The 25,327-nt window shown below is 71.2% G+C and carries 19 protein-coding genes and 1 pseudogene; 15 read left to right on the top strand and 5 right to left on the bottom strand.

Annotated features, from left to right (window positions below; genetic code table 11):
• Positions 1–85: 85 nt before the first annotated feature.
• The gene (locus ACPFP2_RS00710) at positions 86–586 is read left to right on the top strand and encodes a QsdR family transcriptional regulator (RefSeq protein WP_424084964.1); all 501 of its coding nucleotides are present in this window, start codon (positions 86–88) and stop codon (positions 584–586) included.
• A gap of 50 nt (positions 587–636) precedes the next feature.
• Here ACPFP2_RS00710 and ACPFP2_RS00705 read toward each other — a convergent pair whose 3' ends face one another.
• Together ACPFP2_RS00705 and ACPFP2_RS00700 are read right to left on the bottom strand one after the other, a co-directional pair.
• Entirely contained in the window at positions 637–1,542 is a 906-nt protein-coding gene (locus ACPFP2_RS00705; RefSeq protein ID WP_424084962.1) for an alpha/beta hydrolase family protein, read from the bottom strand.
• Between the two features lie 1,475 nt (positions 1,543–3,017).
• Positions 3,018–3,347, bottom strand: coding sequence for a cupin domain-containing protein (locus ACPFP2_RS00700; RefSeq protein ID WP_424084960.1), 330 nt, complete (start codon positions 3,345–3,347; stop codon positions 3,018–3,020).
• A 445-nt stretch (positions 3,348–3,792) separates the two neighbouring features.
• Here ACPFP2_RS00700 and ACPFP2_RS00695 point away from each other — a divergent pair, with 445 nt between their 5' ends.
• Together ACPFP2_RS00695 and ACPFP2_RS00690 are read left to right on the top strand one after the other, a co-directional pair.
• A complete protein-coding gene (locus tag ACPFP2_RS00695) occupies positions 3,793–4,371 on the top strand; it encodes a TetR/AcrR family transcriptional regulator (RefSeq protein WP_424084958.1) in 579 nt (192 codons plus the stop codon).
• Positions 4,372–5,097: 726 nt separating this feature from the next.
• The gene (locus ACPFP2_RS00690; protein WP_424084956.1) at positions 5,098–6,660 is read left to right on the top strand and encodes an FAD-dependent monooxygenase; all 1,563 of its coding nucleotides are present in this window, start codon (positions 5,098–5,100) and stop codon (positions 6,658–6,660) included.
• A 203-nt stretch (positions 6,661–6,863) separates the two neighbouring features.
• Here ACPFP2_RS00690 and ACPFP2_RS00685 read toward each other — a convergent pair whose 3' ends face one another.
• The gene (locus tag ACPFP2_RS00685; RefSeq protein ID WP_424084954.1) at positions 6,864–7,469 is read right to left on the bottom strand and encodes a TetR/AcrR family transcriptional regulator; all 606 of its coding nucleotides are present in this window, start codon (positions 7,467–7,469) and stop codon (positions 6,864–6,866) included.
• Between the two features lie 270 nt (positions 7,470–7,739).
• On the opposite strand from ACPFP2_RS00685, the gene ACPFP2_RS00680 reads away from it, so the two are divergent.
• Entirely contained in the window at positions 7,740–9,890 is a 2,151-nt protein-coding gene (locus tag ACPFP2_RS00680; protein WP_424084952.1) for an MMPL family transporter, read from the top strand.
• Positions 9,891–10,045: 155 nt separating this feature from the next.
• Here the strand turns inward: ACPFP2_RS00680 and ACPFP2_RS00675 are convergent, their stop codons facing one another.
• A complete protein-coding gene (locus ACPFP2_RS00675; protein ID WP_424084951.1) occupies positions 10,046–10,648 on the bottom strand; it encodes a TetR family transcriptional regulator in 603 nt (200 codons plus the stop codon).
• Positions 10,649–10,913: 265 nt separating this feature from the next.
• On the opposite strand from ACPFP2_RS00675, the gene ACPFP2_RS00670 reads away from it, so the two are divergent.
• Together ACPFP2_RS00670 and ACPFP2_RS00665 are read left to right on the top strand one after the other, a co-directional pair.
• Positions 10,914–11,477, top strand: a complete 564-nt coding sequence (locus ACPFP2_RS00670) for a hypothetical protein (RefSeq protein ID WP_424084950.1) — start codon at positions 10,914–10,916, stop codon at positions 11,475–11,477.
• Positions 11,478–11,502: 25 nt separating this feature from the next.
• Positions 11,503–11,958, top strand: a complete 456-nt coding sequence (locus ACPFP2_RS00665; RefSeq protein ID WP_424084948.1) for a hypothetical protein — start codon at positions 11,503–11,505, stop codon at positions 11,956–11,958.
• A 1-nt stretch (position 11,959) separates the two neighbouring features.
• Here ACPFP2_RS00665 and ACPFP2_RS00660 read toward each other — a convergent pair whose 3' ends face one another.
• The gene (locus tag ACPFP2_RS00660; protein ID WP_424084946.1) at positions 11,960–12,274 is read right to left on the bottom strand and encodes a zinc finger domain-containing protein; all 315 of its coding nucleotides are present in this window, start codon (positions 12,272–12,274) and stop codon (positions 11,960–11,962) included.
• A gap of 338 nt (positions 12,275–12,612) precedes the next feature.
• Here ACPFP2_RS00660 and ACPFP2_RS00655 point away from each other — a divergent pair, with 338 nt between their 5' ends.
• From ACPFP2_RS00655 to ACPFP2_RS00615, 9 genes and pseudogenes are all read left to right on the top strand, one after another.
• The gene (locus tag ACPFP2_RS00655) at positions 12,613–14,079 is read left to right on the top strand and encodes a carboxyl transferase domain-containing protein (RefSeq protein WP_424084944.1); all 1,467 of its coding nucleotides are present in this window, start codon (positions 12,613–12,615) and stop codon (positions 14,077–14,079) included.
• A gap of 934 nt (positions 14,080–15,013) precedes the next feature.
• Entirely contained in the window at positions 15,014–15,139 is a 126-nt protein-coding gene (locus ACPFP2_RS00650) for a hypothetical protein (RefSeq protein WP_424084942.1), read from the top strand.
• 109 nt (positions 15,140–15,248) lie between these two features.
• Positions 15,249–15,569 (top strand): annotated as a pseudogene (locus ACPFP2_RS00645) (PIG-L deacetylase family protein); the annotation flags it as partial.
• Positions 15,570–15,634: 65 nt separating this feature from the next.
• Complete coding sequence (locus ACPFP2_RS00640; RefSeq protein ID WP_424085704.1) at positions 15,635–15,970, top strand: hypothetical protein; 336 nt, start codon at positions 15,635–15,637, stop codon at positions 15,968–15,970.
• A gap of 89 nt (positions 15,971–16,059) precedes the next feature.
• On the top strand, positions 16,060–17,355 hold the full coding sequence (locus tag ACPFP2_RS00635) for an MFS transporter (protein WP_424084940.1): 1,296 nt from the start codon (positions 16,060–16,062) through the stop codon (positions 17,353–17,355).
• A gap of 547 nt (positions 17,356–17,902) precedes the next feature.
• On the top strand, positions 17,903–18,412 hold the full coding sequence (locus tag ACPFP2_RS00630) for a sigma-70 family RNA polymerase sigma factor (protein WP_424085671.1): 510 nt from the start codon (positions 17,903–17,905) through the stop codon (positions 18,410–18,412).
• Positions 18,409–20,463 carry a hypothetical protein gene (locus ACPFP2_RS00625; protein ID WP_424084938.1) on the top strand — a complete coding sequence of 685 codons (2,055 nt, stop codon included), beginning with the start codon at positions 18,409–18,411 and terminating at the stop codon, positions 20,461–20,463. The genes ACPFP2_RS00630 and ACPFP2_RS00625 overlap by 4 nt, the downstream gene beginning before the upstream one ends.
• A gap of 51 nt (positions 20,464–20,514) precedes the next feature.
• Complete coding sequence (locus tag ACPFP2_RS00620) at positions 20,515–20,808, top strand: WXG100 family type VII secretion target (RefSeq protein ID WP_074472999.1); 294 nt, start codon at positions 20,515–20,517, stop codon at positions 20,806–20,808.
• 87 nt (positions 20,809–20,895) lie between these two features.
• Complete coding sequence (locus ACPFP2_RS00615; RefSeq protein ID WP_424084936.1) at positions 20,896–25,248, top strand: FtsK/SpoIIIE domain-containing protein; 4,353 nt, start codon at positions 20,896–20,898, stop codon at positions 25,246–25,248.
• Positions 25,249–25,327: the final 79 nt, after the last annotated feature.

Here is a 25,327-nt window from a genome sequence, read left to right as displayed (position 1 = left end):
CCCGGGCGCGCGCCGAGAACGGGAGTGCGCATTGTCTGCGAGTCGGCGTGTGATCGCCTCGGAGGCGTTGGTGCGTGGTGCCGCGATGCACTATCTGCGCCATTCCACGTTGGACATGGACGTCCTGGCCGCGGAACTGTCCATCAGCCGGGCGACCCTGTACCGGGCGGTCGGCAGCCGGGACGCGTTGCTGGGCGAGGTGTTCTGGTCGTTCGCGAAACTGCTGCTGGACGAGGCTCGCGGCGAGGCACCCGGCACCGGGCCGGACCGGGTCGTCGAGGTCTCCCGGGTGTTCGCCGAGCTGACGTCCTCGGGTCCGCAGTTGCAGCAGTTCGTGGCGGCCGAGCCGCAGACCGCGGCACGGGTGCTGGTCACGCCGGCGACCGATCTGCAGAAGCGGAGCATGGAGGCGCAGTTCGAGATCTTCCGCGAGTCGGGCCTCATCGGGGACGAGGAAGACCTGCGCAGGCGAGCGTACCTCTACGTCCGCCTGGTCGGTTCCGTGATCTACAGCGACCTGCTCGGCATGGCCGGAGTCGAGTTCAGCCTGGCCGAGCCGGCGCTACGGGCACTGCTGCCGCGATGAGACGGGGCCGCCGGCGAACTCACGCCGCCGGCGGCCAACCGGTGCCTGTCTCAGACAGCGAAGTTGGCGCAGGTGTTGCGGTACTCCTGCACGGCCGTGCTGGTGCCCGGGCCGGGGCAGACGAACTGCTGGTAGCGGGTGTCGTCGTCGACGAAGAGCTTCAGCCAGGCGATGCTCATCTTCGCGATGGTGGTGTTCGAGATGTTCGGCGCGAAGTGGCTGGCACGGTTGAGCTCCACGTACGCCTTGCCCGGCGCGGCCGGCAGGCTGTTGTAGAACGGCTCGGAGTGGGTGCGGACCGAGGCGACCGAGTCGTTCTCCGCACCGACGATCATGGTCGGCACGGCGACCTGGCCCCACGTCTTGGTCAGGTTCCACGGGGTCAACGGGATCGCGGCCTGCAGCGAGGGCCGGCTGTTGGCGGCCTCCAGAGCGCCGCCGCCGCCCATCGAGTGGCCCATCACGGCGACGCGGTTCGCGTCGACGCGGGTCCGTACGCTGCTGTTCTCGGTCAGGTAGTCCGCGGCGGCGAGCAGTTGCCGACCGCGGCTGGCCGGCTGGTCCGATCTGGTGATCGTGTCGATGTTGAAGACCACGAAACCCTGCGAAGCGATCCGCGGGGCGATCCAGGCCATGCTCGACTTCGAGGCGGTGAAGCCCGGCGCGATCACCACGGCGCCGAAGGTCCCGCTGCTGGTGTCGGTCGGGTAGTAGATGTCACCGCCACCGAAGCCAGACACGCTCGCCCGCGAGACGCTGGTCCGCGCGGTGGCGAACGGCCCTTCGGCCGCCTCGATGCTGCTGTCGGTGGGGGCTGGGCCCTTCGCGAAGGACGCGGTCTCCGCGTTCGCGGACGGGATGAGGGTGATGCCGGCCACGCTGAGCGCGACTGCGGTCAGCGCCCCGAACACGGTCTGGCCGCGACGGCTGCGGCGCCTGTGGGTCGTCGAGGACAACGCTTCTCCCTTGTGGAATCGGATGTACGGGCCGAATGCGCCCCGCTTGCCGAGGGAGTCTTGGGGTCGCCGAAGGTGATCTCAACCGTCCTGCGACGTCGTGAGACGGGAGTCCGGACAGCAGGGCAGGAAATTGGCCATTCGCACAGAACAACAATTCCGGGCGCGGCCATCGATGGTTTTGAGATCAGCACGAGAGATTGGAGCGCTCCCATCGTCGCCGATCCTCGACGAGGGTCCACTTAGGAGCGACTCCTTTCAACCTTGCGGTGCTGGTCACAGCACACGTGGCAGCACCTGGCGGCGGGCGCGTGCGCCGGCGCGGCTTCCCGGGCCGGTCCCGTCCGGCCGGCCGCGCAGGGGAACGTTCGGTGGTGCTCGGCAGCGCACTTCGCGTGGCAGTCCTCGACGACACCGTGTTCGTGTCGACACCGTGAGTGCTGCACGTCTGCAGGCTGTCGGCGTGATCGGTTCCGTCGCGCGTGCGGCGGGGCGGTGGTAGCGGTCCCGCCCCGCCGGGACCGCCGAGTCAGGGCGCACGGCGTTCCCGCCGGCCGGCGTTTCGACAGCGGATCTGCGGCTCGTCGCCCTGGTGGTCGGCATCGACACACGCCACACGGTCGTCCTCTCGTCCACTGGACCCGGGACGCGACGAGCCGTCGGCGAGCCACGGCTCGCCGACGGCCCCGAGGTGCTGCTCAGGAGGCGCGGCTGGGACCGGGGTTGTCGCGGCGGGGCCGGCCGTGGCCAGTCGCCACACGGCCGGCCGCTGCCCGCGACCGACGGTCATCGGGTACGGCTGGGCTTCCGCTCGCCGCCCGGCGGGTGGCGGTGCGGGTTCGACCCGCTGACCGGACGACCGCACAGGTCGCTGGTTCCACGTCTGCCGGCGCCACCGCATCCGGCGCTCGCTCGCACGGTCACCCGCTCGGCGTGCGACCGGACGTCCCGGCGCTCCCGGGATGGACGTGGCTCGGGCGCGGCGGCGATCTCCACCGGAACGCGCGCCTTGCGGTTGTGCGTCTCGATTCAGGTGTCCAGCGCCGTCCGGCGGCGCGTCAGGCCATGATCGAGAAGCCCCAGGACAGTGGGGACAGCTCAACGCCGGAGTCTGGCAACTGTCCCGGTCACAAACCCTGCTCGAACCGGCAGGCGGACAGGCGGTCGATGCCGGTCCACACCCGAATCCGAGCAAGGCAGCTGACAGTCGACGCCTGCACCGCCTGGACCCTGATCTTGGGAATCGGTTCGTGAACGAGGATCGACACGAACCGGTTCCCGACCCGGATCGCGCCTTGACGGTGCTATCTCAAGCTGCTCTTGCGGCGATGGCCCAGGACCGGGAAACCTGACGCTGCGGCTGGCGGTTCCCGTTCGTCGAGGCAGCCGACCAGGTCGTGTTCTCGATGCACCTTGGCGAGTGACAGCTGTCGACGTACTGCTGCATTCCGAACCGCCTCGGCGATAGCGCCCGGTCAGCCGTGCTTGGCGACGGTGAGCAGGACGACCGCATCCTCCAACGCCTCCAGGGTGTGCCGGGCGTCGGGCACGACGAGCAAATCGCCCGCGGAGCCGGTCCAAGAGGAGCTCCCGGCAGCCAGACGCACCTCTCCGTTGAGCACGTGGACGGTGGCCTCACCCGGATTCTCGTGCTCCTCAAGCTTCTGTCCGCTGGCCAACGCGATGAGCGTCTGGCGCAACACCCTCTGCTGTCCGCCGTAGACCGTGTAGGCGCTGCGCCCGTTCTTACCATGCGCGTTCTCGAGTTGTTGTCGCGCCAAGGCGGTCAACGACGTCTGCTCCATGAAGTACACCTCCGACCGGGTTGCGATCTCCAACATCACGTCAGGGCGGTCGAGTCGGAACGTCCTGCCCCGCCCGGGCCCTCAAGGCCGCCGCCAGCGGCGACACGCAGATTCAAATCGAAAGATCTCCTATTGCCCGGGGCCGCAACGGCTAGTTTTCCACCCTGTTCGGCGACGCGCTCCAGGATGGGGAACCCCGGTCGTCCTGACACAGGCGTCGCCCCGGTGAGCGCACCCACCCTAACGAAACAAGACATAGTTGTCCAGGTTGCCTTGAGTCGCCGGCCTCCGGTGACCCGATCCATGCTTGTCTCCGCCACGTCCGACCAGGGCCCTTCGCACCGTTTTGTCTGATCCGCACAACGGTCACGAGACGGGTTAAACCGCGCCCGAGCCGGGGGCGGGGTGGCGCGCTGCGACCGACCCGCTCTGCTAGTAAGGAGTCGTGCCCGAACTCGACTCTCCTGGGATGACGCGAAGCGACGCCGAGCGGAACCGCAGGATCCTGCTGAACGCCGCCGCCGAGGCCCTCGCGGAGAATCCCGGAGCCTCGATAGCACAGGTCGCGCGGACCGCCGGCCTCGCTCGCGCAACGGTCTACCGTCATTTCCGCACCCGACAGGACCTGCTGGAGGCGATGCGCGCCGAAGCGTTGGTCAGCGCCGCCGAGGCGATCGCCGGGTCGCGGCTCGACGAAGGGGATCCCGTCGACGCACTCCGCCGTGCCGTGGATGCCCTGGCGTCGCACGGCGTACGCTTCCGGGCCCTGCTCGTCGAGGGCGCCGAACTGGATCCCACCTTCCTGCAGGAGCGCGCCGAGGTGATGGCTCCCCTGCACGAGGTGGTCCGGCGGGGACAGGAGGCGGGGTTGATCCGCCCCGAACTGCCGGCCCCGTGGGTGGTTACGGCGATGGCCGCGCTGCTGGCCGCGGGCGTCCGCACGCTGGCCAGCGGCACCGATCACCGCACCGTGGCCAGTCTGATCTTCGAGACCCTCACCGACGGCGTCGCGACCAACCCTTGAGGGGTGCAGGGAGGGCCTTTGTCGGCGCTTCCGGTAGAGCAGGGGTCACTGTCAATAGCGTCGGGCCGGCCCGCAGTGCCTGCCGTAGAGTGCGCCGACCGGATACGCGGACGGCGGGCCCAGATATGAAGAAGGCCGCTGGTGGGACCGGGTCAAACTCCGGCCAGAGCAGGCGACTCGCTCACATCGGCTGTCGATCGATGCTCGGCCAACGGACCCCGATGCGGGCCTTCCACAGCGGACAGAGGAACGAGGCAGGCCAACACCTGTACCGTCTGCGCGGCCCCGGTCAGGGTCATGGCCTGCCACCTCGATCCGCTCGAGCGCCTCGAGAATCGCCATCGTGACGGACTCCGGGTCCGTGATCTGCTCGAGTGACACCCGCCTGCGCGCTGTGCCGTCACCCAGGGCTGTCGCCGCCGCGCTCCTTGGCGGCCGCGGCGGGGAACTGCGTGTCGCGCCTTCGTACAGGCAGGCGTCCCAGATCTTGCGAATCGGGCACAGCGGGTCGGGAGCCGCCTGGTCGGAGGTGCGAACCAGGGAGATGGCCCTCTCGCCAGAAAGCTGGACTCCTGTGTCTCACTTAGGCTACGGTTGCCGCCGGCAGTCACCTCCCCGATCCTGCCTGGAGGAAGGAAGAAAGTGACTTTCGAGCGTCGTATCCCAAACGTCTCGCAGGCCCCTACCCGAAATGTTCCGCAGCATCAGCCGCTGCCGGCGCAGGACGTGGAACCTCAGATCGACGTCCTGGTCGTCGGCGCCGGTCCGACCGGTCTGACCGCGGCGTCCGAAGCGATCCGACACGGCCTGACTGTCCGGATCATCGAAAGCAGGTCCTACCGCTCCACCTTCTCGAAGGCTCTTGTGGCCCATGCCCGCACGCTCGAGGTGTTCGAGACGATGGGGATCGCCGACGAGGTCCTCGCCGAAGGCACCAGGTTCGCGGGCCTGAACACCCACGCCGGGCGCCGGCGTCGCGCCGTCCGCGTCAGCTTGCTCGATCAGCCCTGGGGCGACACCGCCTATCCGTTCTGGCTGTCCATCCCGCAGTACGCGACGGAACGCATCCTTGAGGACCACCTCAACGCGCTCGGGGGCGAAGTCGAGTGGCAGACCACCCTCGATCGCCTACAGGACGGTGGCGACCACGTCGAAGCGACGCTGACCCGCGCGGACGGCGAGGACGAGGTGGTACGCGCTCGCTGGGTGGTCGGTGCCGATGGCGGACGCAGCCGGGTACGCGAGCAGGTCGGCCTGCGGCTGGACCGCTCGGACGCGGGCGCCACCTTCGTCCTCGCGGACGTCAAGACCGGTGCGAACCTGACCGAGGACGAGGGACACGTCTTTCTCCATCCGGCGGGGCTACTGCTGATCGTGCCGATGCCGGAGCCCCGCCGCTGGCGGATCATCGCCCACGTGCCGACACCCCCGGCGGGCGCGCCGCTCACCATCGACGCCGCCTTCCTGGATGAACTGATCCGGGAACGCTCGGGAATCGAGTTCGGCAGCCACGACGTCGTGTGGGAGTCGCAGTTCAACCTGAGCCACGGCGTGGCCGATCACTACCGCCGCGGGCGGGTGTTCCTCGCCGGTGACGCGGCGCACGTCCACAGCCCGGTCGGCGGGCAGGGCCTCAACACCGGGGTGCAGGACGCGCACAACCTGCTCTGGAAGCTGGGCCTTGCCCGGCGGATAAACGCCGAGCCCGCCGAGCGGCTGCTCGACAGTTACGAGGCGGAGCGCCGTCCGGTCGGCTACGCGATGGTCCGGGGCACCGCCCAGGTCACCCGAATCCTGACGACCCGAGGGAGTCTGATCCGAACGGTGGTGGGTGCGATGGCGCCACGGGTCATCCGACGCTCCGCCGTCCAGGCCCGACTGGGCCGTACCGTCGGCATGCTCGACATCGCGTATCCGGACAGTCCGATCGTGCCCGCAGCGGCGGTCCCAGCCGGTGCTGGCCGCCGCATGCCGAACCCGGAACTGCGATGCGGCGGCCGGCTGTACGAGCGACTGGACCGCACCGGCCACACCTGGGTGGTACGGGGAACCGTTGGCGAAACGACCCCCGACCCGAACCATCCCCGGTGGAACGGCCTGCCGCTGGTTCACGTCACGGACGACGCACTGCTGCGACACGTGGACGGCGTGGCGAAAGTAGCGCTCGTGCGCCCCGACCGCTACATCGCCGCAGCCGGGGACACCCCGGAGGCCGTCTGGTCCCGGGTGGACGGCCGGCTGATCCCCGCTCCGGACGTCGCGGCCGGTGCGCCGGCCACGAGCGACTGACCTCGTCGACGCCCATCCGCTTCGGGTCGCCGGCCTCAAGTGTCTCGGGACAACGTCGTCCAGGCGATCCAGAGGCCGGGGCGTCCTCGGCAAGACCCGCTCCTCCGGCGGGGAGGCTCCGGTTCCGCCTTCCGCCCACTCCCCCACGCTCACTGGCTCGGCCCTGGCAGGACTCTGCCAGCGGGGTGCACCGCGCGTTGTTGCTACGGAGCCGCCTCGACGCCGTCGAACGCTAGATCGAGCAGGAGTGTCACGTGCGGCGCGGCGTCCGCCGCTCGACCCTCGGCCCAGTCGCGCATGGCGGCCTCGAAGGTCCGCGCGATGTGTGCGGTGATCAGCGCCGGAGGGATGTCGGTACGAAGGACTCCGGCTGCCGCACCCTCCTCGATCATTCGTTCCACCACGTCGAGGACGGGCGGGCGGGCTCCCTGGCCCAGCAGAGCGGCATGCCGGATGGGAAGGGTGTAGACGAATCTGGCGAGCTGTTCGTTGGTCGCCATGCGGGCCGCGGCGCCGATCAGGAGCTCCCGGATACGAGGTAGCGCTTCGGCGGCTGGTCCCGGGGGCGCGGCCACGGGCTCCCTGCCGAGCAGTCGGGCGAAGAGTTCGGCGAGGATCTCCTCGCGCTCTGAGAAGTGCTTGTAGAAGGTGGCGCGGGAGATGCCGGCCGCCTTGGCGATGTCCTCCACCCGTACGCCGACGTAGCCGCGTTCGGCGAACAGCCGCAGCGCGGTGTCCAGCAGTTGGTCGCGGGCCCGTTCGCGCAGGTCGGCACCGACAGGGCCGAAGCCGGGTGGGCGTACGGCCATCTGAGTCCCCTCCAAGCCAGTCGCGCGGTCCGGAGCACGCCTTGACGGTCGCCTGACCACAAATCTACGCCAGCCAAGTCCCTGTTCCGCCGTCGCCCCATGGCGGGGACTGCTACTCGAACACGCGTGTATCGTCTGTCTAGACACGTGTCTTGTTCCGGACATCGTTCTCCTCGGAATGCGGCGTCCGCCGCCGCACCCCTGTCCCGTTCAGGAGGTTCAGCCTTGCTTACTGCTCTCGGTAGGTTTTCGGTACGGCACCGCTGGCTGGTGGTGATTACCTGGGCTGTGTTGCTGGTCGGTGCGCTGGCAGGCGGCCACCGGTACGGCGGATCGTTCACGAACGACCTGACGCTCTCGAACACCGACTCGCAGGCGGCGTACGACACGTTGCGGGAGCGGTTCCCGGACATGTCGGGCGACGGCATGCAGGTGGTCATCCACAGCGACGACGGGGTGACCTCGCCCGAGGTCCAACGCGCCGTGGACGCGGCCCTGGCGGACCTGCGCGCCGACTCCGACGTCGCCGCCGCGCAGTCCCCGTACGGGCCCGGCCAGCGGTTGGTCTCCGACGACGGCCGGACCGCCATCGCCACCGTGCAGTTCACGGAACGCGCCAAGGACATCCCGGAGGGTGCGGTCGAGCAGGCGCAGGCGTCCTTCGACCCGCTTCGCGACCAGGGCCTGGAGGTCGAGTACGGCGGCCCGGCCGTGCAGACGGAGTCCGGCCCCTCGGGTAGCGAGGTCTACGGGCTCATCGCCGCGGTCGTTGTCCTGCTGGCCGCCTTCGGGTCGCTGTTAGCCATGGTGGTGCCGATCGTCACGGCCCTGATGGCGCTGGGCCTCGGGCTGGCGGTGATCGAACTGCTCACCAACTGGGTGACGATCGGCACCTCCGGCCCGGTGGTCGCCGCCATGATCGGGCTCGGGGTCGGCATCGACTACGCACTGCTCGTCGTCACCCGCCACCGGGAAGGGCTCGCCCAGGGCCAGGACCCCGCCCAGTCGATCGAACGGGCGATGCGTACGGCCGGGCGTGCCGTCCTCGTCGCCGGGGCCACGGTCATCGTCGCGATCCTCAGCCTCTACCTGATCGGCATTCCGTTCGTCTCCGCTCTCGGGCTGGCCAGCGCCATCACCGTGGCGGCCACCCTGCTGGCGGCGGTGACCCTGCTGCCCGCCCTGCTCGGGATCTTCGGCCGCAAGCTGGACCGGCTGCGAATCCGGCGCATCCGGTTCGACCACGGCGAGGGCCGGGAGGGCGGCTGGCACCGCTGGGCCCGCGGGGTGCAGCGCTGGCGGTGGCTCGCCGTGCCGCTGGCCGCCGCGCTCCTCGTCGTGCTGGCCCTTCCGCTGGCCTCGCTGCGACTCGGCACCGGCGACGGTGGCTCCCAGCCGGCGGAGTCGACCCAACGGCAGGCGTACGAGCTGGTGGCCGAGGACTTCGGTCCCGGTATGACGGGCCCGCTCCTGGTGACCGTCGACCACCCCTCCGGCGCCTCCCCGCAGCAGGTCCAGCAGGCCAGCGGCGACCTGCGCGCCGACCTGGTGCGGACCGAGGGCGTGGCGCAGGTGTCCCCGCCGCGCATCGATCCGGAGGGGCGGACGGCAGTGCTGACCGTGGTGCCCACCGGCTCGCCGGACGACGAGTCCACCGAGCACCTGGTACACGAGCTGCGCAGCGACGTGCTGCCGAGGGCCGCGGACGGGGCCGAGGCCCACGTCGGCGGAGCTACGGCGACGAGCATTGACCTGGCCGACAAGCTCGACGAGCGGATGCTCTGGTTCATGCTGCTCGTGGTCGGCCTGGCCTTCCTCGTCCTGCTGGTCGAGTTCCGCTCCCTGCTGGTCCCGCTCGTCGCGGTCGTGATGAACCTGCTCGCCGTCGGCGCCGCGTACGGCCCGGTGGTGGCGGTCTTCCAGTGGGGCTGGTGGCCGGCGGAGCTGATCGGTGCCGAGCCCGGCCCGGTCGAGTCGTTCGCCCCGGTGATGCTCTTCGCCGTCCTGTTCGGTCTCTCCACCGACTACGCGGTGTTCCTGCTCAGCCGGGTGCACGAGGAGTACAAGAGGACCGGTGACGCACGGCGTTCCATCGTCACGGGCATGGGCGCCACCTCCCGCGTGATCATGGCAGCCGCGTCGGTGATGGTGGTCGTCTTCGCCAGTTTCGTCCTCAACGACCAGCGGACGGTCAACCTGTTCGGCTTCGGGCTGGCGACCGCGATCGCGATGTACGCGCTCGTCGCCATGCTCGTGCTCACCCCGGCGCTGCTCGCCATCCTCGGCCGGGCCGCCTGGTGGATGCCGGGCCGTCGGCGCCGGCGGGCCGCCGGCACGCCGGCGGAGCTGGCAGAAACGGACGGTGGAGCCGATCCTCGGACGCTGCGGGAGGCCGCCGACGGGGCGGGTTCCGCTGCCTGATCCTCCCGCCCCCCCCCTATCGGGGCCCGACCGCGTTGCGGCCGGGTCCCAACAGGTCATCCGGGCACGGGCACCTGTTCCGGATGGACGGCGAGTTCCGACCAGGTCGTGCGCCCGGCAGGGCGAAGCCCAGCCGCCGATACCGCTCGTCGCGACTACCGGTTCGGCACCGGCAACTCACCGGTCAGGTACCGCTGCAGAGTCGCGCCGACGGTGCAGATCACGGTGTCGGCCGGTGCCGTCGCCAGCGGCTCCAGCCCGACCAGGTAGCGAGTGAACGCAAGGCCGGACAGCTGCGAGACCGCCAACGCCACCCGTAGGGGCGCCTCGCCCGGATCGAGCCCGCATTTGCTCATCACCGCGTCGACCACGTCGGGAAAGAGGACCTCCCGGACCAGCCGTGCGATCTGGTCGGCCGTCGCCGCCGTACGTAGCAACGCGCTGGCGTTCGCACCCGCACCGCCCTCCCACAGTCGGAGGAATTGGGCAACGATCCGCTCCCCCAGCGTGTCGACACCACCGGCAAGCAATTGTGCGAGGATTCGGTCCGCATCGACCGCGCTGCGCAGGACGGTGAGGAAAAGCTGCTCCTTGGTGCCGAAGTAGTGGTGCACCAGTGCGGGGTCCACGGCGGCGGTCGAAGCAATCTGCCGGATCGTGACCCCACCGAAGCCGCGCGCGGCGAAGGCGTCCCGCGCGGCGGCGAGAATGATCTCGCGCGTGCCCGAGCCCACCGGACGCCTGCCGATTCGTGCCATCGATCCTCCCACCGTTCACCGGCCCCGCGTACCCGCGCGACGGTCTCGTGCTGTCAGAACGTGCCTTCGGACCCGGGTGACTGAACTGCGGCACGGGCGTGAGACGTACCCTTGACCACTCCACAAGCTAGACACTCATGTCGCAGTTCGTCTAGAGTCGGGCCGGCGGTCCACCGATCCGCCGCTCGCGCCGCATCCGCTGCCGGGGATCACGCCGCGGCCACGTGGCCGCTCGTTGCTCGCCGGCCGGAAGGGTTGGAGTCTCATGTTCGACACCCTCGCCGGCCTGCCGATGCACCCGTTGATCGTGCACGCCACAGCGGTCGTGGTGCCGGCCGCCGCGCTGGCCGTCGCACTGGCTGGGGTGTGGCCCACGTTCCGCGCCCGAACCGGTCCCCTCGCGCTCGCGTTGAGCACGCTGGCGTTGGTCCTGGTACCGATGACCGTACAGTCGGGCGACGCCCTGCGCGGACGTCTCCCCGCGAGCGAACTGATCGACCGGCACCGCGATCTCGGTACCGGCCTGCTGCCCTGGGTGATCGCGCTCGTGCTCGCAGCCGGGGCGACCGGCTGGCTACGCCGCGGGGAGATGATCCGGACACGCCCGGCCGAGGCGGACGGTGGGTCGGGCGGTCCGGACGACATTCCCGGCCCCGCCCGCGCAGCCCGGCTGACGGCCGTCCTGGTGGCCATCGTTGCCGTGGTCGCCGCCGCAGGCGTTGTCGCATCGGTTGTCCGCATCGGCCACAGTGGCGCGGAGGCAGCGTGGTCCGACGTGGCGACGACGACCACGGGACACGCCACCCCCGAACCGAGAAGGCAGGGATGATCTTGGCTGCGAAGGGACGGCGACGGTGACCGCCTCAGACGAGACAACCACCAGAGCGGGCGCCACCGGTATCCCATGGCGCCGGCTGTCCTGGCACTTCGTCGAGATGGTGGCGGCGATGTTCATCGGGATGGCGGTGCTGGGCATGGCCGCACGACTCGCCCTCGCCCTGCTCGGCCACGCCGACGTGCTTGATCGGCTCGAGGCGCGCGTCGTTGTCATGATGCTCAGCATGGGTACCGGCATGACGGTCTGGATGTCCTACCGTCGCCACCGTCCGGCGGGCATCGTGGAGATGAACGTCGCGATGCTCCTGTCGTTCGCGGTACTGCTCGTGCCGTTCTGGGTCGGCGCGCTCCCTGAGTCGGCGGTGATGACCGGGGGGCACGTCCTGATGCTGCCCGCCATGGCCCTGGTGCTGCTGCGCCGCCGAGGCGAGTACGCGAACAGCCACGACACAGAGCTGCGGAAGATGCGGTAGATCATGGGGGTGGCACTTCTCCAGCGAGCACCTTCGCGGCCAACTCGACCCGCTCAGGGTGGAAATCGTCGTGCAGGAGATGGCCAGGAACGTTGATGCAGCTCTGGCCGGGCCAGGCATCGCACACCGGGCACGGGGCGAACAAGCCGCCCTGCGGCTCCAGCAGGACGCCTTGGGACGCGGCCGCCCTGGCCATCTTGAGCAGCGCCGCGAACAACGCCTCGTCCCGGTACCGCGTCGCGGCGGCGGCCACCTCCCGCATTCCTTCCATGAACTGCAGGGCGGCCTGCTCCCCGGCCATCTTGACGAGCGGCATGCGTTTCGTCTCCCCGACTGCGGGTGGGCCAAACCTCGGCCCTGCTGGTCTCGGCGGCCCACGGCAGCTGCGCCAGGTCGCCGAACTGGTCGACCGACGACACGCGTCGACCTCCGTGGAAGGCACCCCCCTGCGCGGGACCCCTCGCCGACCATTCTTCCGAGGTCATCGTCTCTCTCCATTGCCCGGGCCCGCGACGACTATGGTGTGATCATGGCCGGCGACGAGGTTGCCTCGGAAGCACGCTGTCAGACGCTGCCGAGCCAGCGCAGCAGTGAGGAGTCGTCCTTCGAGCGCGGTCCAGGCTGCGGCCGCCCGTACGCGGAGGTAGACCGGGCGTGAGGAGATCGGCACGGGACCTGATCGACCTGGTCATCGACCCCGGCACGTGGGTGTCATGGGATGAGGCGCTTGCCGACCCGGCCCCGCTCGACGCCGACTACGCCGCTGCCCTGGCCGTCGCGCGCCGGACTACGGGCCTCGACGAGGCCGTCATCACCGGCGCGGGCCGGCTCGGCGGGCGGCGCGTCGCCGTCATCGCCGGCGAGTTCGCATTTCTCGGCGGCTCGATCGGCGTCGCGGCGGCCGAGCGGCTCACCCGGGCCGTCGAGCGGGCGACCGCCGAGCGGATTCCGTTGCTTGCCGCGCCCGCGAGTGGCGGCACCCGGATGCAGGAAGGATCGATCGCGTTCCTGCAGATGGTCAAGATCAGCCAGGCGATCACCGCGCACAAGGCCGCAGGACTGCCATACCTCGTATATCTGCGGCACCCGACAACCGGTGGCGTGTACGCATCGTGGGGGTCCCTCGGGCACCTGACAGTCGCCGAGCCGGGCGCGCTGATCGGCTTCCTCGGGCCGAAGGTGCACGAGGCGCTGACCGGCTCGCCGTTCCCGCCCGGCGTACAGGTCGCCGAGAACCTCCACGAACACGGTCTGGTCGACGCGGTCGTTGCGCCGGAGCAGGTGGCGCCGCTGGCCGAGCGAGCGCTGGCCACCCTCAGCGCGCCGCGCCGCCTCCCCCGTACGCCGATCCCGAGGGAAGACCCGCCCGGTGAACCCACTGCCTGGGACGCCGTCCGGCGATCCCGCCGGGCGGACCGTCCCGGAATCCGCCGACTGCTGAAACACGCCGGCCGCGACGTCGTGCCGTTGCACGGCACCCAGAGTGGCGAAACCGGAGCTGGAGTGATCGTGGCGCTGGCCCGCTTCGAGGCAGCCCCCGCCCTGGTCGTCGGACACGACCGGCGCGACAGCCCGCCCGACCCCGCCGGCCTGCGGGCCGTCCGGCGGGGGTTCAAGCTCGCCGCCGAGTTGGGCCTGCCCGTCGTCACCGTTGTCGACACGCCTGGCGCCGCGCTCTCGCCCCAGGCCGAGGAGGGTGGCCTTGCCGGAGAGATCGCCCATTGCCTTGCCGATCTCGTCACCCTGCCGGTGCCGACCCTGTGCGTGTTGCTGGGGCAGGGCAGCGGCGGCGCCGCTCTCGCCCTGCTGCCGACCGACCGTGTCGTCGCCGCAGCGCACGGCTGGCTCTCGCCGCTCCCACCCGAGGGCGCGTCGGCGATCCTCCATCGGACCGTCGAGCGGGCGCCGCAGGTCTCCGCCGCGCAGGGCATCCGCGCGCAGGACCTACGGACAAGGGGCATCGTGGACCGGATCGTGGCCGAGCGACCCGACGCCGCCGACGAGCCCGAGGCGTTCCTCGACCGACTGGCGGCGGTACTGGCGTACGAACTGGCCACCCTGCTCGACGCCGATCCGGCGGCACGCCTCCAGACCCGCCGGCTCCGTTACCGTCAACTCTGACCGCAGAACTCTTGCCGAACGCAGCGCGTACGCGGCAACCCGTTCGCCACCACCGGTACTACTGAGAGTGGTGGTTGGGTGTCTGTCTGCGCTTCGAGGCACACCCACTCCGTCCACCCGCTCGATCTTCTTCACCACGTCGTGCTTGCCGCGGGTGCAGGCCCGACGTGCGCCTGATGTCCGGATGGGCAGCTGACAGCCATGGCGCCGATGCACGAGACCGGCGAGAAGCTGTTCGTCGACGTCATCCGGCGCTCGGCCTCGCCCGCGAGCCGCCGCGCCGGCCTCCTGGAGATGGCGGGGAGGTCCGATCCGCTGATCAGGGATGCGCTGGAACCGCCTCGACCGGGGCGCTCCCGGACGGACGGCTACCCCGCCTGGCAGCTGGCGGTCGCTCCCGCCGCGGCCCGACACGCCGCCGCCGTGCCCGCACCGCACGCCGGGCGCCGTCCGCACCACCGGCGGACGTCGCGGAAGTCTCCGCGCAGGATCTTCGACGCGTACCGTTCCGCGTCGATCTCGATGCAGGTCCGCACATCGAGGCGCCGAACAACGACACCCGCGGACACCAACCCTGCACTGCGAGCTGCAGCAGGAACGGCAACATCACGGCCGGCAGCAGCCTCCGCCGGCTGACGGTGACGCCCAACGTCAGGCCCCGTCAACGCCAGCGTGGCGGCGCCGCCAACAGCCGTTCGATGTCGGACTCCCCGTCCAGCTCGGCCAGCCGAGCGGAGCCTACCCACACAACCGGCGTTCACCGCAGAGACTCAAGATCCGCGACGACTCCGCGTGGTCGCTTCCCGGACGCTCGGCGCTGCCCGGCTGAAGGCGAGGTGCGGTTCGGTGGCAGGGGACCTTGGTCCCTTCCGAGAGGATACCCCCGGGGGTATCTTCGACAGTGATCGAGGACAGCCGAACCGCGGAGGAGACCGTGAAGATCGTCGTGGTGGGTGGGGTCGCTGCCGGCATGCGCCAGTGCGAGACGGCCCGCCGGCACGGCACGCAGCCCGCTCTGACCGAACAACAGCTGGAAAAGCTGTTCATCGCGCTGTCCTGACACCACGCCCCACGCCCGCGACGACACCACCTGCCTTCGCTGAACGAGCCCGACGACATCGTCGGGCTCACCTGACCGACACCCCGACCACCGTTCCGGGAAGCCCGCCATGACCATGACCAGCAGCAGCCCACGTGCCGCATCTCACCGCCTGGCTCCGGCCGGCACCCTGCTCGCCTGGCGCACCGTACTCGCCGTGGTCGCGCACCCCGACGACGAGTCCTTCGGCCTCGGCGCGGTCCTCGCGGGCTTCGCCACGCAGGGCGCGAACGTGACGGTGCTGTGCCTGACCCACGGCGAGGCGTCCACCCTGCACGGCGTGCCCGGCGACCTGGGCACCGTGCGCGCCGCCGAGCTGGCCGCCGCGGCCCAGGCGCTCGGGGTGCGCACGGTCGAGCTGCTGGATCACCCGGACGGGCGACTGGCCGACCTGCCCCGCCCCTTGCTGAGAACCCAGGTGTCCGCCACCGCCAGGAAAGTCGCCGCCGACGGATCGTGGTCTTCGACCCCGGCGGCGTCACCGGACATCCTGACCACCGGGCGGCCACCGCCGCCGCCCTCGACGCCGCCGTGGCGGCCCGCCTTCCGGTGCTCGGCTGGACGCTGCCGGACGAGGTGGCAGAGACGCTCAACGCCGAGTACCGCGCCACGTTCGCCGGTCACCCGGCCACGGACATCGACCTGACCGTTCCGGTCGACCGGGCCCGCCAGCTCGCCGCCGTGAACCGCCACCCCAGCCAGGCGGTGCCCGGCAGCGTACTGTGGCGACGCCTGGAGCTGCTCGGCGGCGTCGAGCACCTGCGCTGGCTGCACCACGGCGGCGCACGATGAGGCCGGCCCGCCACCGAGCCACCGGCCCCGCACCGGCGGACCCGCCGCGCACCCTGCACCGCGACCACGATCCTGTCGCGGGGATCGACATGCCCGACGACCAGCGCGAGGCACCCGAGCAGCGGCGCATCCTGACCGTTCTGGTGCTCTCCCAACTGCTCAGCGGCGCCGGCCTGTCCGCCGGCATCACCGTCGGCGCCCTGCTGGCCGAGGACATGCTCGGCTCCACCAGCCTCGCCGGCGTGCCCAGCGCCCTGTTCACCGTCGGCTCCGCCCTCGCCGCGATCACCGTCGGACGCGTCTCCCAGCGTTTCGGCCGCCGCCCCGGCCTCGCCCTCGGCTACGGCGTCGGCGCCGTCGGCGCCCTGGGCGTGGTCGTCGCCGCCGCCGCGTCCAGCGCGCCGCTGCTGTTCGCCGCGCTGTTCGTCTACGGCGCCGGCACCGCCACCAACCTGCAGGCCCGCTACGCCGGCGCCGACCTCGCCGCACCCGCACGCCGCGGTCGGGCGGTGAGCACCGTGCTGGTCGCCACCACCGTCGGCGGCGTCGTCGGCCCCAACCTCGCCGGCCCCACCGGCCGGCTCGCCGACACCGTGGGCATCCCGACGCTGGCCGGACCATTCCTGCTCGCCGCGCTCACGTACGCAGCGGCCGCCGCCGTACTCGGGCTCTGGCTGCGCCCCGACCCGCTGCGCCTGGCCCACCTCCGAGCCGCCGCCCCCGCACCCGACGGGACGGCATCGGACCTCCCGGCACTCGCCGCGGCCAGCCGCGCCCGCACCGGCGATCTGCCGCTCGGGACCACGGTGCTGGTCCTCAGCCAACTCGTCATGGTCGCGATCATGACGATGACTCCCGTGCACATGCGCGCCCACGGCCACTCCACCGCGGCGACCGGGCTGGTCATCGGCATCCACATCGGCGCCATGTACCTGCCGTCGCCGCTGACCGGCTGGCTCGTCGACCGCCTCGGCACCCGCCCTGTCGCCGCCCTGTCCGCGCTCACCCTGCTGGTCACCGGCCTGATCGCCGCCGTGGCCCCCGCCCACTCGGTGCCCGCCCTCACGATCGCGCTGGCCCTGCTGGGCCTGGGCTGGAACCTCGGCCTGGTCGCCGGCACGGCCATCGTCACCGACGCCGTCCCCCTGGCCACCCGGGCCAGGACCCAGGGCAGCGTCGACGTCGGCATCGCCGTCGCCGGCGCCGCCGGCGGCATGGGCTCCGGCCTACTCGTCGCCCACGGGAGCTACGCCCTGATGGCACTCACCGGCGGGGCGCTCGCGGTGGCCGTCCTGCCGGCCCTGGCCCTGACCGCGCGGGCCCACCGCGCCGCCGTGCGCCGGGACGCGAGCGCCCTGCCCGTACGCGTACCCGCTCGACGTTGAAGAGGCGACCAGCGGGTGTCAGGGTCGAGATCGGGCGTAGCTGCCGCTGCCCCGCCCGATCAGCGACGCGGCCATGCACGTCCGGGACCACCGAGCCGCTCGGGCGGTCTGTCACGACCCACCGCACTCGACGGCGGGGCCCGCGCCAACGGGGGTGACAGCGAGCGGAAACGGATGGTCGTCCTTGTTCGACCCCGTGGTCCTTCCGTCCGTCCTCAGAAATTCCTCAGACGATCGAAAAGTATCGGCGCGGCGCTTCCCGCAGGCTTCCAACGGGTCCGGACCGGCGGACCCGCATGTCGAGGGAGAGATCGCCGCAGTGACTACGGGCCAGGCTCCCGTCACCGATGCCGTCGGCACAGGTGGCGACGTACGACAGGGACAGTTCCAGCACGCACTGAGGCAGGGTGCCCAGCCGTTCGTCCGGAGCGGCCGCGGCGGATCGCCACGTGAGGCCACGGCCCGGACCTGCAGGCAGGCACGGAATCTGGAGACGGTACATGTCTCAGGTCACGCGCTGGACGCCGAACAGAACTATGCGGACTTGGTGGCCCGGTATGGCGAGTCGGTCCGGGCGTACGTCGCCCGGCTGACCCGCAACCGGACCATCGCCGACGACGTGTACCAGGAGACGCTGCTGCGGGCGTGGCGGCATCGGCAGGCGCTGGTCGGACGGGAAGGCTCGGTTCGCAGTTGGTTGTACACGGTCGCGCACAACGCGGCTGTCGACGTGCTGCGGGGACGACGGGCGTACCCGGTCACCGACGAGGCGTGGGACCTCCTGCAACGCCCGGTGCAGGATCACGCTGACGCGGTCGTGGCCACCGCCTACCTGATGCCCGCGCTGCGCCGGCTCACCGCCGAGCATCGCGACGTGATCTTCGAGCTCTACTACCGCCGTAGCACGGTGACCGAGGCCGCCAAGACCATCGGCATCCCGCCCGGCACCGTCAAGTCGCGCGCCCACTACGCGGTGCGTGCACTGCGTGCCGAACTGGCGTCGTTGATGCCGGGGTCCGGCAACTCGCCCTCAGCCCGTTCGGAGGATCGTCCGTGAGCAGGCGGCACACCTCCGGATTCGCCATCCTGGGCATGGACCGGGACCCGACCCCGGGAGATCCGGACCAGATCGACCAACTGGCTCGCCTCTACGAGGAGATCCGGGATGACGCCCAGACCGGTGTACGGGTCCTCGGCCGTGGCGGCTCGCTGTCGCGGGCGAACGGTGAGTCCATGGAGAAACTTCGCGACATGCTCGACAGGCTGCCGCGAAAGCTGCAACAGACGGTCGACTCGTTCGATGCGGCGGCGCAGGCGTACCGGACGTACGCCCGGGCGCTGCGTGACCAGCAGACACGGATCGACACGGCGATGGATCAGGCCACCGCCGCCGTAGGGGTCGCCCGGCGTACGGCGCCGCGGTCGCCGGCCGTGGCGACACCGGTGGAGTTGGCGGATGTGAAGGCGCAGGCGGAGGAGATCGCCGGGGCGCGCGCTGAGCTCTCGGCCGCCCAGCGGCTCGCCGCGGACGCCCGGCGGCTGCGTGAGGTGGCCTCCGCGCGATGCAACCAGGCGCTCGACGACGCCGCCTCGAAAGCGATCAAACCACCGCCCCGGCGAAGATTCTTCCAGCGCATCGGCGACTTCTTCCGGAACAACCCGATCTTCCGGCTGATCATCGACATCGCGATCGCGGTCGTAGGGGTGGTCCTGCCCGTGGTCGGCATCGTGCTCGCCGCAGTGGCGGTGGTGGTCACGGCGGCGGTCCAGGCCGCGAACGGCAACTTCGAACTGGGCACCCTTCTGGTCGGCCTGGTGACCCTCGTCCCCGGGGCGAAACTCATCGGCTCGTTCACGCGTGGCGCGAAGAGTGTGGCACCCGGACTGGTCGCGACGGCTCGCAGCGGCGCCAAGACCTTCGGTGAGATCGGCAGGAACAGCACCCTGATCACCGGTGTCCTCACGTTCGGCGGTCGGGGAGGCGCCCTCGGCAGGCAGGTGGTGGCGGACTTCGGTAAGGGCGTCGTCGAGGAGGTCGCCACCGTCGGACTCAACAAGCTGGGCAACAAGGACAGCGCGGACTTCAACGCCGCCTCGATCTTCGGCGGCGCGGCGGCGGGTGCGGCGGCCGGCGGTGTTCTCGACGGCTTCCAGAAAGGTGTTTCGCGCGGCACGGACTTCGATGTGCCATCGGGCACCGGCTTGCCGTCGGGCGGCAGCGACTTCCCGTCCGGCGGTACGAGCAACACGGCGGGGGCTGACCCGGCCACGGGCGGATCCGGTGCGAACGCCGGGGCTTCGGCACCGGAGCGCGGCGGCCCGGCCGCAGGCTCGGACCCTGGCGAGGGCCAGGCAGCGGCGGATCCTCGGGAAGTTTCCCCGGACCCGGTCGGCCGTGTGGAGGACGGCACGGCCGGCTCCACGTCCGGCCTCGCGCCGACGACCGATGGTGGTGTTGCGGGCCAGGCAGCGGAGGGCCCTACCTCCGCAGGCCCGGCTCAGGTCGATCCGGTACCAGGAGGGCCGGACGGCGTCGCGCCCGAAGATCCGTCCGGGCCGGACGGACAGCAGGGTTCGGGACCGGCTGCGCCGCCGTCGGGTGGTAGCGGTCAGGAGACCGCGAGCACGGCCACATCACCACCCGCCGCGGTGCCCGCTGCTCCTGGCACCGGTGGCCCACCGGCCGCACCGTCGGCGGGTGTGCCGGGCGCCGTCGGCGGCGGGGCGACGTCCGGTCCGGAGGGACCGCGGTCGCGATCCGAACCCGGTGCAGAGAGCGGACAGGCACCCGGTCCGCAGGCCGACTCGCCATCCTCTGACGGTGACACCCCCACTCGAAGCGCCGATACGGAATCGGACGCCGAGGACACCATCGAGGAACGCGCGGCCGAGGCGGTGAAGAAGGCCGTCTCCGGCGGAGTGGGCGACGTGGCCTCGACCGCCATCGAGAACCGGCAGAACGAGGACGAGGACGACGAGGAGTCGCCGGCCGACGCACTGGTTGAGGCCGCGGTCAAGGCGGGTGCCGTATCAGCTGCGGCCGACGCGGCCACGAGTGCGTCGGCTGCGGATGACAGCACTGGTTTCACCAAGAGATTCCGCAGTTAGAAACCCTGCCGGCCGAGGCCGGCGACCACCAGAAGATCAAGGAGTATCACCATGCCCGATTTCGCGGTCAACAGTGACGAGACAGCCCAGACCTCGGCGGCTCTGCTGAACGACTTCACCCAACTGCAGGACAAATTGGTCGAGGTGCGGGGCAAGGTGCAGAACCTGCTCGCCCAGGGTTATCGCACCCCAGCGGCACAGCAGAAGTTCCAGCCCTTCTTCGACGAGTTCGCCAAGGGATTCGATCAGGTCAACCAGGGCCTGCAGGGGATCGGCAACTACGTCCGCTCCGTCGGGGAGGCGTTCGCCTCCACCGACCAGGATCTCGGCTCGCGCCTCGGCTGACGACAGCGGCGACAGAACCCCCTCGGACGCGCCCGGAGCACATCAGCACCGGGCGTGTCCGCTGTCGATGGAAGGAGGAGGATCGACGTGCGTCTCAACGTCAGTGTGATGTCCGACGCCTCGCCGGCTGCGGAGCCGCTGGTGGTGGAGGCGGAGCCGGGTACCTCGGTGGGTGCGTTCACCGCCGAGCTGGCCGGCGCCGTCGGAAGGAGGCCGGGCACGCTCTTTCACGGTGAAACCCCGCTGGACCCGCGGTTGTCGCTGGCCGAGGCGAGGGTAGGTGCCGGCGCCGAGCTGGGCCTGAACCGTCCGGCGCGGTCCCCGGCCGGCCGGGCCGGCGCGGTGGAGGTGCGGCTGGTGGGCGGTCCGGGCGCCGGGGGCATCGTGCTCCTGCCCCCCGGGGAGTACGAGGTGGGCAGCGGGCCCGCCTGCCGGGTGCGGTTGGCCGGCGACGTGCCGCCGGTCGCCGCCCGGCTACTGGTCACCGCGGAGCGTACGGTCGAGGTGACCGCCGTGTCGGCGATGGAGATGGACGGCAAACCACTGGACGGCACCGTCGAGTGGCCGGCAGGCCGCCAGATGGGGATCGGCGGCGTCCTGCTGGAGCTGGCGACCGGGGTGCCGTTGCGGGCTCCGCTGACTCGCGCGCCGGACGGCTTCACCTGGGAGTTCAACCGGCAGCCGCGGTTCTTCCCGCACATCCCAGGCGGACAGTTCCGGTTGCCGGTCGAGCCGACCGAGCCGGACAAGAGCCCCATCCCGCTGGCGACTCTGCTGTTGATGCCGGCGATCGGTGCCCTGGTGGGCATTCTCGCGACGGGCAACTGGCGGTTCATCTTCCTGGCGCTGGTCTCGCCGCTGGGTGCGTTGCTGACCCAGTTCGGCACCAAGCGACGCGGTAAGCAGAGCTTCGCCGAGCAGACGCAGGAGTACGAGGAGAAGCTCGCTCGGGTACGGGCCGACATCGACGAGGCCGTTCTCGAGGAGCAGCGCGCCCGGCGGTACGCCTACCCGGACCCGGCATTCACCGGGCGTATCGCCACCCTGCCCGGCGAGCGGCTGTGGGAGCGTCGCTGGCGCGACGACGACTTCCTCGCGCTGCGGGTCGGCACGTGCTCGATGCCCTCGGCGGTCCGGGTGGAGGACCCGGCCCTGGACGAGCATCGGCGGATCACCGTGCCCGAGCTGGGGCAGGTTCCGGTGGCCGTGGACGTCCGGGACAGCGGTGTGGTCGGTGTGGCCGGGGACCGTCTGGCACGCCTGGCGCCCTGGCTGGTGGCGCAGGCAGCGGTCCTGCACAGCCCCGATGATCTTCGTATCTGCGTGCTCACCGAGGCCACCGGTGAGCACCGCTGGTCGTGGTTGCGCTGGTTGCCTCATGTCCGGGCCGACGGCGAGGAGGCGTACGTCCGGATCGGCACCAGCGCCGAGTCGGTGTCGCGGCGCATCGCCGAGCTGAATCGGGTGATCGCGGCGAGGTCCGCCGGTGCTCGGCACAACGGCGCCGAACACGGTGCAGCCGCCGGGGAGCCGGACATCCTGGTCGTGTTCGACGGCGCGCGGCGCGTGCGGTCGATGCCGGGTGCGGTCACCGTGCTTCGTGACGGCCCCCCGGTCGGCGTCTACGTGCTCTGTCTGGAGCCGGAGGAGCGGCTGCTGCCGGAGGAGTGCCGGGCCGTGGTGGTGTCCGGTCCGGGCGGGGCCTCGGTGCGGACCGGGAAGGCGGCGCAGATCGCCGGCATCCGTGCCGACGAACCCGATGCCGGATGGTACGAGCGTGTCGCCCGGCGCATGGCACCGTTGGGCATCTCCGGCGACGGCGACGAGGCGGTCCTGCCACCGTCGGCGCGACTGCTCGACATCCTGGATCTGGAGCCACCGACCCCGGAGAAGATCGAGGCGGGCTGGGCGATCCGGCCACGGACCACGGAGGCGGTGCTCGGTGCCGGGTTGGACGGCCGGTTCGCGATCGACCTGGTGCGGGACGGGCCGCACGCCCTGATCGCGGGAACCACCGGCGCGGGCAAGTCGGAGCTGCTGCAGACCCTGGTGGCGACGCTGGCGGTGGCGAACCGGCCGGACGAGATGACCTTCGTGCTGGTCGACTACAAGGGCGGCAGCGCGTTCGCCGAGTGCGAGCAGTTGCCGCACACCGTCGGCATGGTGACCGACCTGGACACCCACCTGGTGGAGCGGGCGCTGACCTCGCTCGGCGCGGAGCTGCGCCGGCGCGAGCACGTGCTCGCCGAGGCGGGCGCCTCCGACATCGTCCGCTACCAGGAGCGCCGGGCCCGGGACGCGAGCACGCCCCCGATGCCGCGGCTGGTCCTGGTGATCGACGAGTTCGCGTCGATGGTGCGGGAACTGCCGGACTTCGTCACCGGTCTGGTCAACATCGCCCAGCGCGGCCGGTCACTCGGTATCCACCTGGTGCTGGCGACGCAGCGGCCGTCCGGAGCGGTGACCCCGGACATCCGGGCGAACACGAACCTGCGGATCGCGTTGCGTACCACGGATCAGGGTGAGAGCCGGGACATCATCGACGCACCCGATGCGGGCGAGCTGTCGCCGCGTACGCCGGGCCGGGCCTTCGCCCGCCTGGGGTACGCCGCGCTGCTGCCGTTCCAGGCCGGTCGCATCGGTGGCAGGCGTCCGGTGGTGGGAGAGCGCGCCGACGAGGTACGCATCGAGGTCGCCCACGTCGGCTGGACCCGGCTGGGTGATCCGGTCCCCGCCCGGCAGGCGTCCCGGGGCGCGTCCGGCGGCCCGGCCGGCACCGACCTGAGGGAACTGGTCAATGCCATTGTCGCGGCGACCGACCGGCTCGGTGTGCCACGGCAGCCGAGCCCGTGGCTGCCGCCGCTGGCCGACGTGGCGCAGTGGGCGGAGTTGCCCCGGCCCGCGGCAGCCGCAGTGCCGGGTGATCTGGGCGCGGTCGCGTACGGCATCGTCGACCTGCCGGCCTCGCAGAGCCGCGAGCCACTGCTGTTCGACGCCGACCGCACGGGGCACGTCTTCTTCATCGGGTCCAGCCGCAGCGGCCGCTCGCAGGCGCTGCGTACCCTGGCGGCCGCGCTGGCGGCGCGGCACTCCACCGCCGACCTGCACGTCTACGCGATCGACTGCGGCAACGGGGCGCTCCTGCCGCTGGCCGGCCTGCCCCACTGCGGCGCGGTGGTGGACCGGTTGCAGACCGAGCGCCTGGACCGCATGCTGACCTGGTTCAACACCGAGTTGACCCGGCGGCAGTCGCTCTTCGGCGAGCAGGGCGTGGCGGATCTGACGGAGCAGCGCCGGAACGCCCGGATGGAGCTGCGGCTGCCACATCTGATGCTGCTGGTGGACCGCTTCGAGGTGTTCGAACGGGACTTCGCGACGTACGACAACGGCAGCTATCTGGAACGGCTGACCCGGTTGTTGCGCGACGGCGCCGGGGTGGGCATCCACGTCGTGCTGGCGGGCGACAAGGTTCTCGGCTCGGGCCGGTTCGCCGGCGCCACCGAGGAGAAGCTGGTGCTGCGCCTCAACGATCGCAGCGACTATTCGCTGCTGGGCCTCAACCTTCGGGACGTGCCGCCGGAGCAGGTTCCGGGCCGGGCGATCCGGCTCGCCGATCACGCCGAGGCACAGATCGCGGTGCTCGGCGCGGACGTCACGGGGCAGGGGCAGGCAGCGGCGCTGACCGAGGGAGCCCGGCAGCTCACCGACCGGGACGCCGTGGTGCCTGCGGCCGCCCGGCCACGCCGGTTCGCGGCGCTGCCCGACCTGATCGGGTACGCCGACGTGCGCCGGATGGCACCGGAGAACGGCCGTGCTCTCACCGCGTTCGTCGGGGTGGGTGGTGACGAGGTGGTCCCGCTCGGACCGGACTTCGTCGACATCCCGACCTTCGCGATCGGCGGCCCGCCCCGTTCGGGCCGTAGCACCGCGTTGCTGACGGTGGCCCGTTCGCTGCTGGAGAACGGCACGGGGCTGCTGGTGGTGGCGCCGCGCCGGTCGCCGTTGCGCGATCTGGCAGGGCGTCCCGGCGTGGCCGCGGTGGTGACCGACGCCGGTGTCGCCGCGGTGGACTTCCGGAAGTTGCTGAAGAGCATCCCGGAGGAGACCGGGGCGGTGGTGGTCGACGATGCCGAGTTGCTCGCGCAGTCGGACATCGACGGTGACCTGAACATGCTGGCCCGCGGTGCGGCAGGCAATGGGTGGGGTCTGGTGGTGGCGGGCAACGCGGAGGCGTTGAGCCTCGGTCTGGCCGGCTGGTTGACGCAGCTCAAGCGCAATCGGGCCGGGCTGCTGATCGCACCGCAGAGCATCACCGACGGTGAGCTGATCGGCATGCGGATCCCGCGGGGCATCGTCGGTCAGGCCGCCCAGCCCGGGCGTGCCTACCTGCACCTGGGTGACGGGGTGCTGGCCACCGTGCAGGTGCCGAAGGCGGACTGAACACACGGGCCTGGGGGGGGGGGGGGGAAAAAAAAAAAAGGGGACAGGGGGGGGGTGGGGGGGGAGGAGAGGGAAGGGG

It is taken from the genome of Micromonospora citrea (assembly GCF_049629545.1).
Lineage (GTDB): Bacteria > Actinomycetota > Actinomycetes > Mycobacteriales > Micromonosporaceae > Micromonospora > Micromonospora citrea_A.
This window is presented reverse-complemented; position numbering and strand designations above follow the sequence as displayed.

Excerpts from the sequence above, each read along its gene's own strand:
- ACPFP2_RS00710 (WP_424084964.1), top strand. The coding sequence starts at position 86 with ATGCACTATCTGCGCCATTCCACGTTGGACATGGACGTCCTGGCCGCG.
- ACPFP2_RS00700 (WP_424084960.1), bottom strand. The coding sequence starts at position 3,347 with ATGGAGCAGACGTCGTTGACCGCCTTGGCGCGACAACAACTCGAGAAC.
- ACPFP2_RS00685 (WP_424084954.1), bottom strand. The coding sequence starts at position 7,469 with ATGGCCGTACGCCCACCCGGCTTCGGCCCTGTCGGTGCCGACCTGCGC.
- ACPFP2_RS00675 (WP_424084951.1), bottom strand. The coding sequence starts at position 10,648 with ATGGCACGAATCGGCAGGCGTCCGGTGGGCTCGGGCACGCGCGAGATC.
- ACPFP2_RS00670 (WP_424084950.1), top strand. The coding sequence starts at position 10,914 with ATGTTCGACACCCTCGCCGGCCTGCCGATGCACCCGTTGATCGTGCAC.
- ACPFP2_RS00660 (WP_424084946.1), bottom strand. The coding sequence starts at position 12,274 with ATGCCGCTCGTCAAGATGGCCGGGGAGCAGGCCGCCCTGCAGTTCATG.
- ACPFP2_RS00635 (WP_424084940.1), top strand. The coding sequence starts at position 16,060 with ATGCCCGACGACCAGCGCGAGGCACCCGAGCAGCGGCGCATCCTGACC.
- ACPFP2_RS00620 (WP_074472999.1), top strand. The coding sequence starts at position 20,515 with ATGCCCGATTTCGCGGTCAACAGTGACGAGACAGCCCAGACCTCGGCG.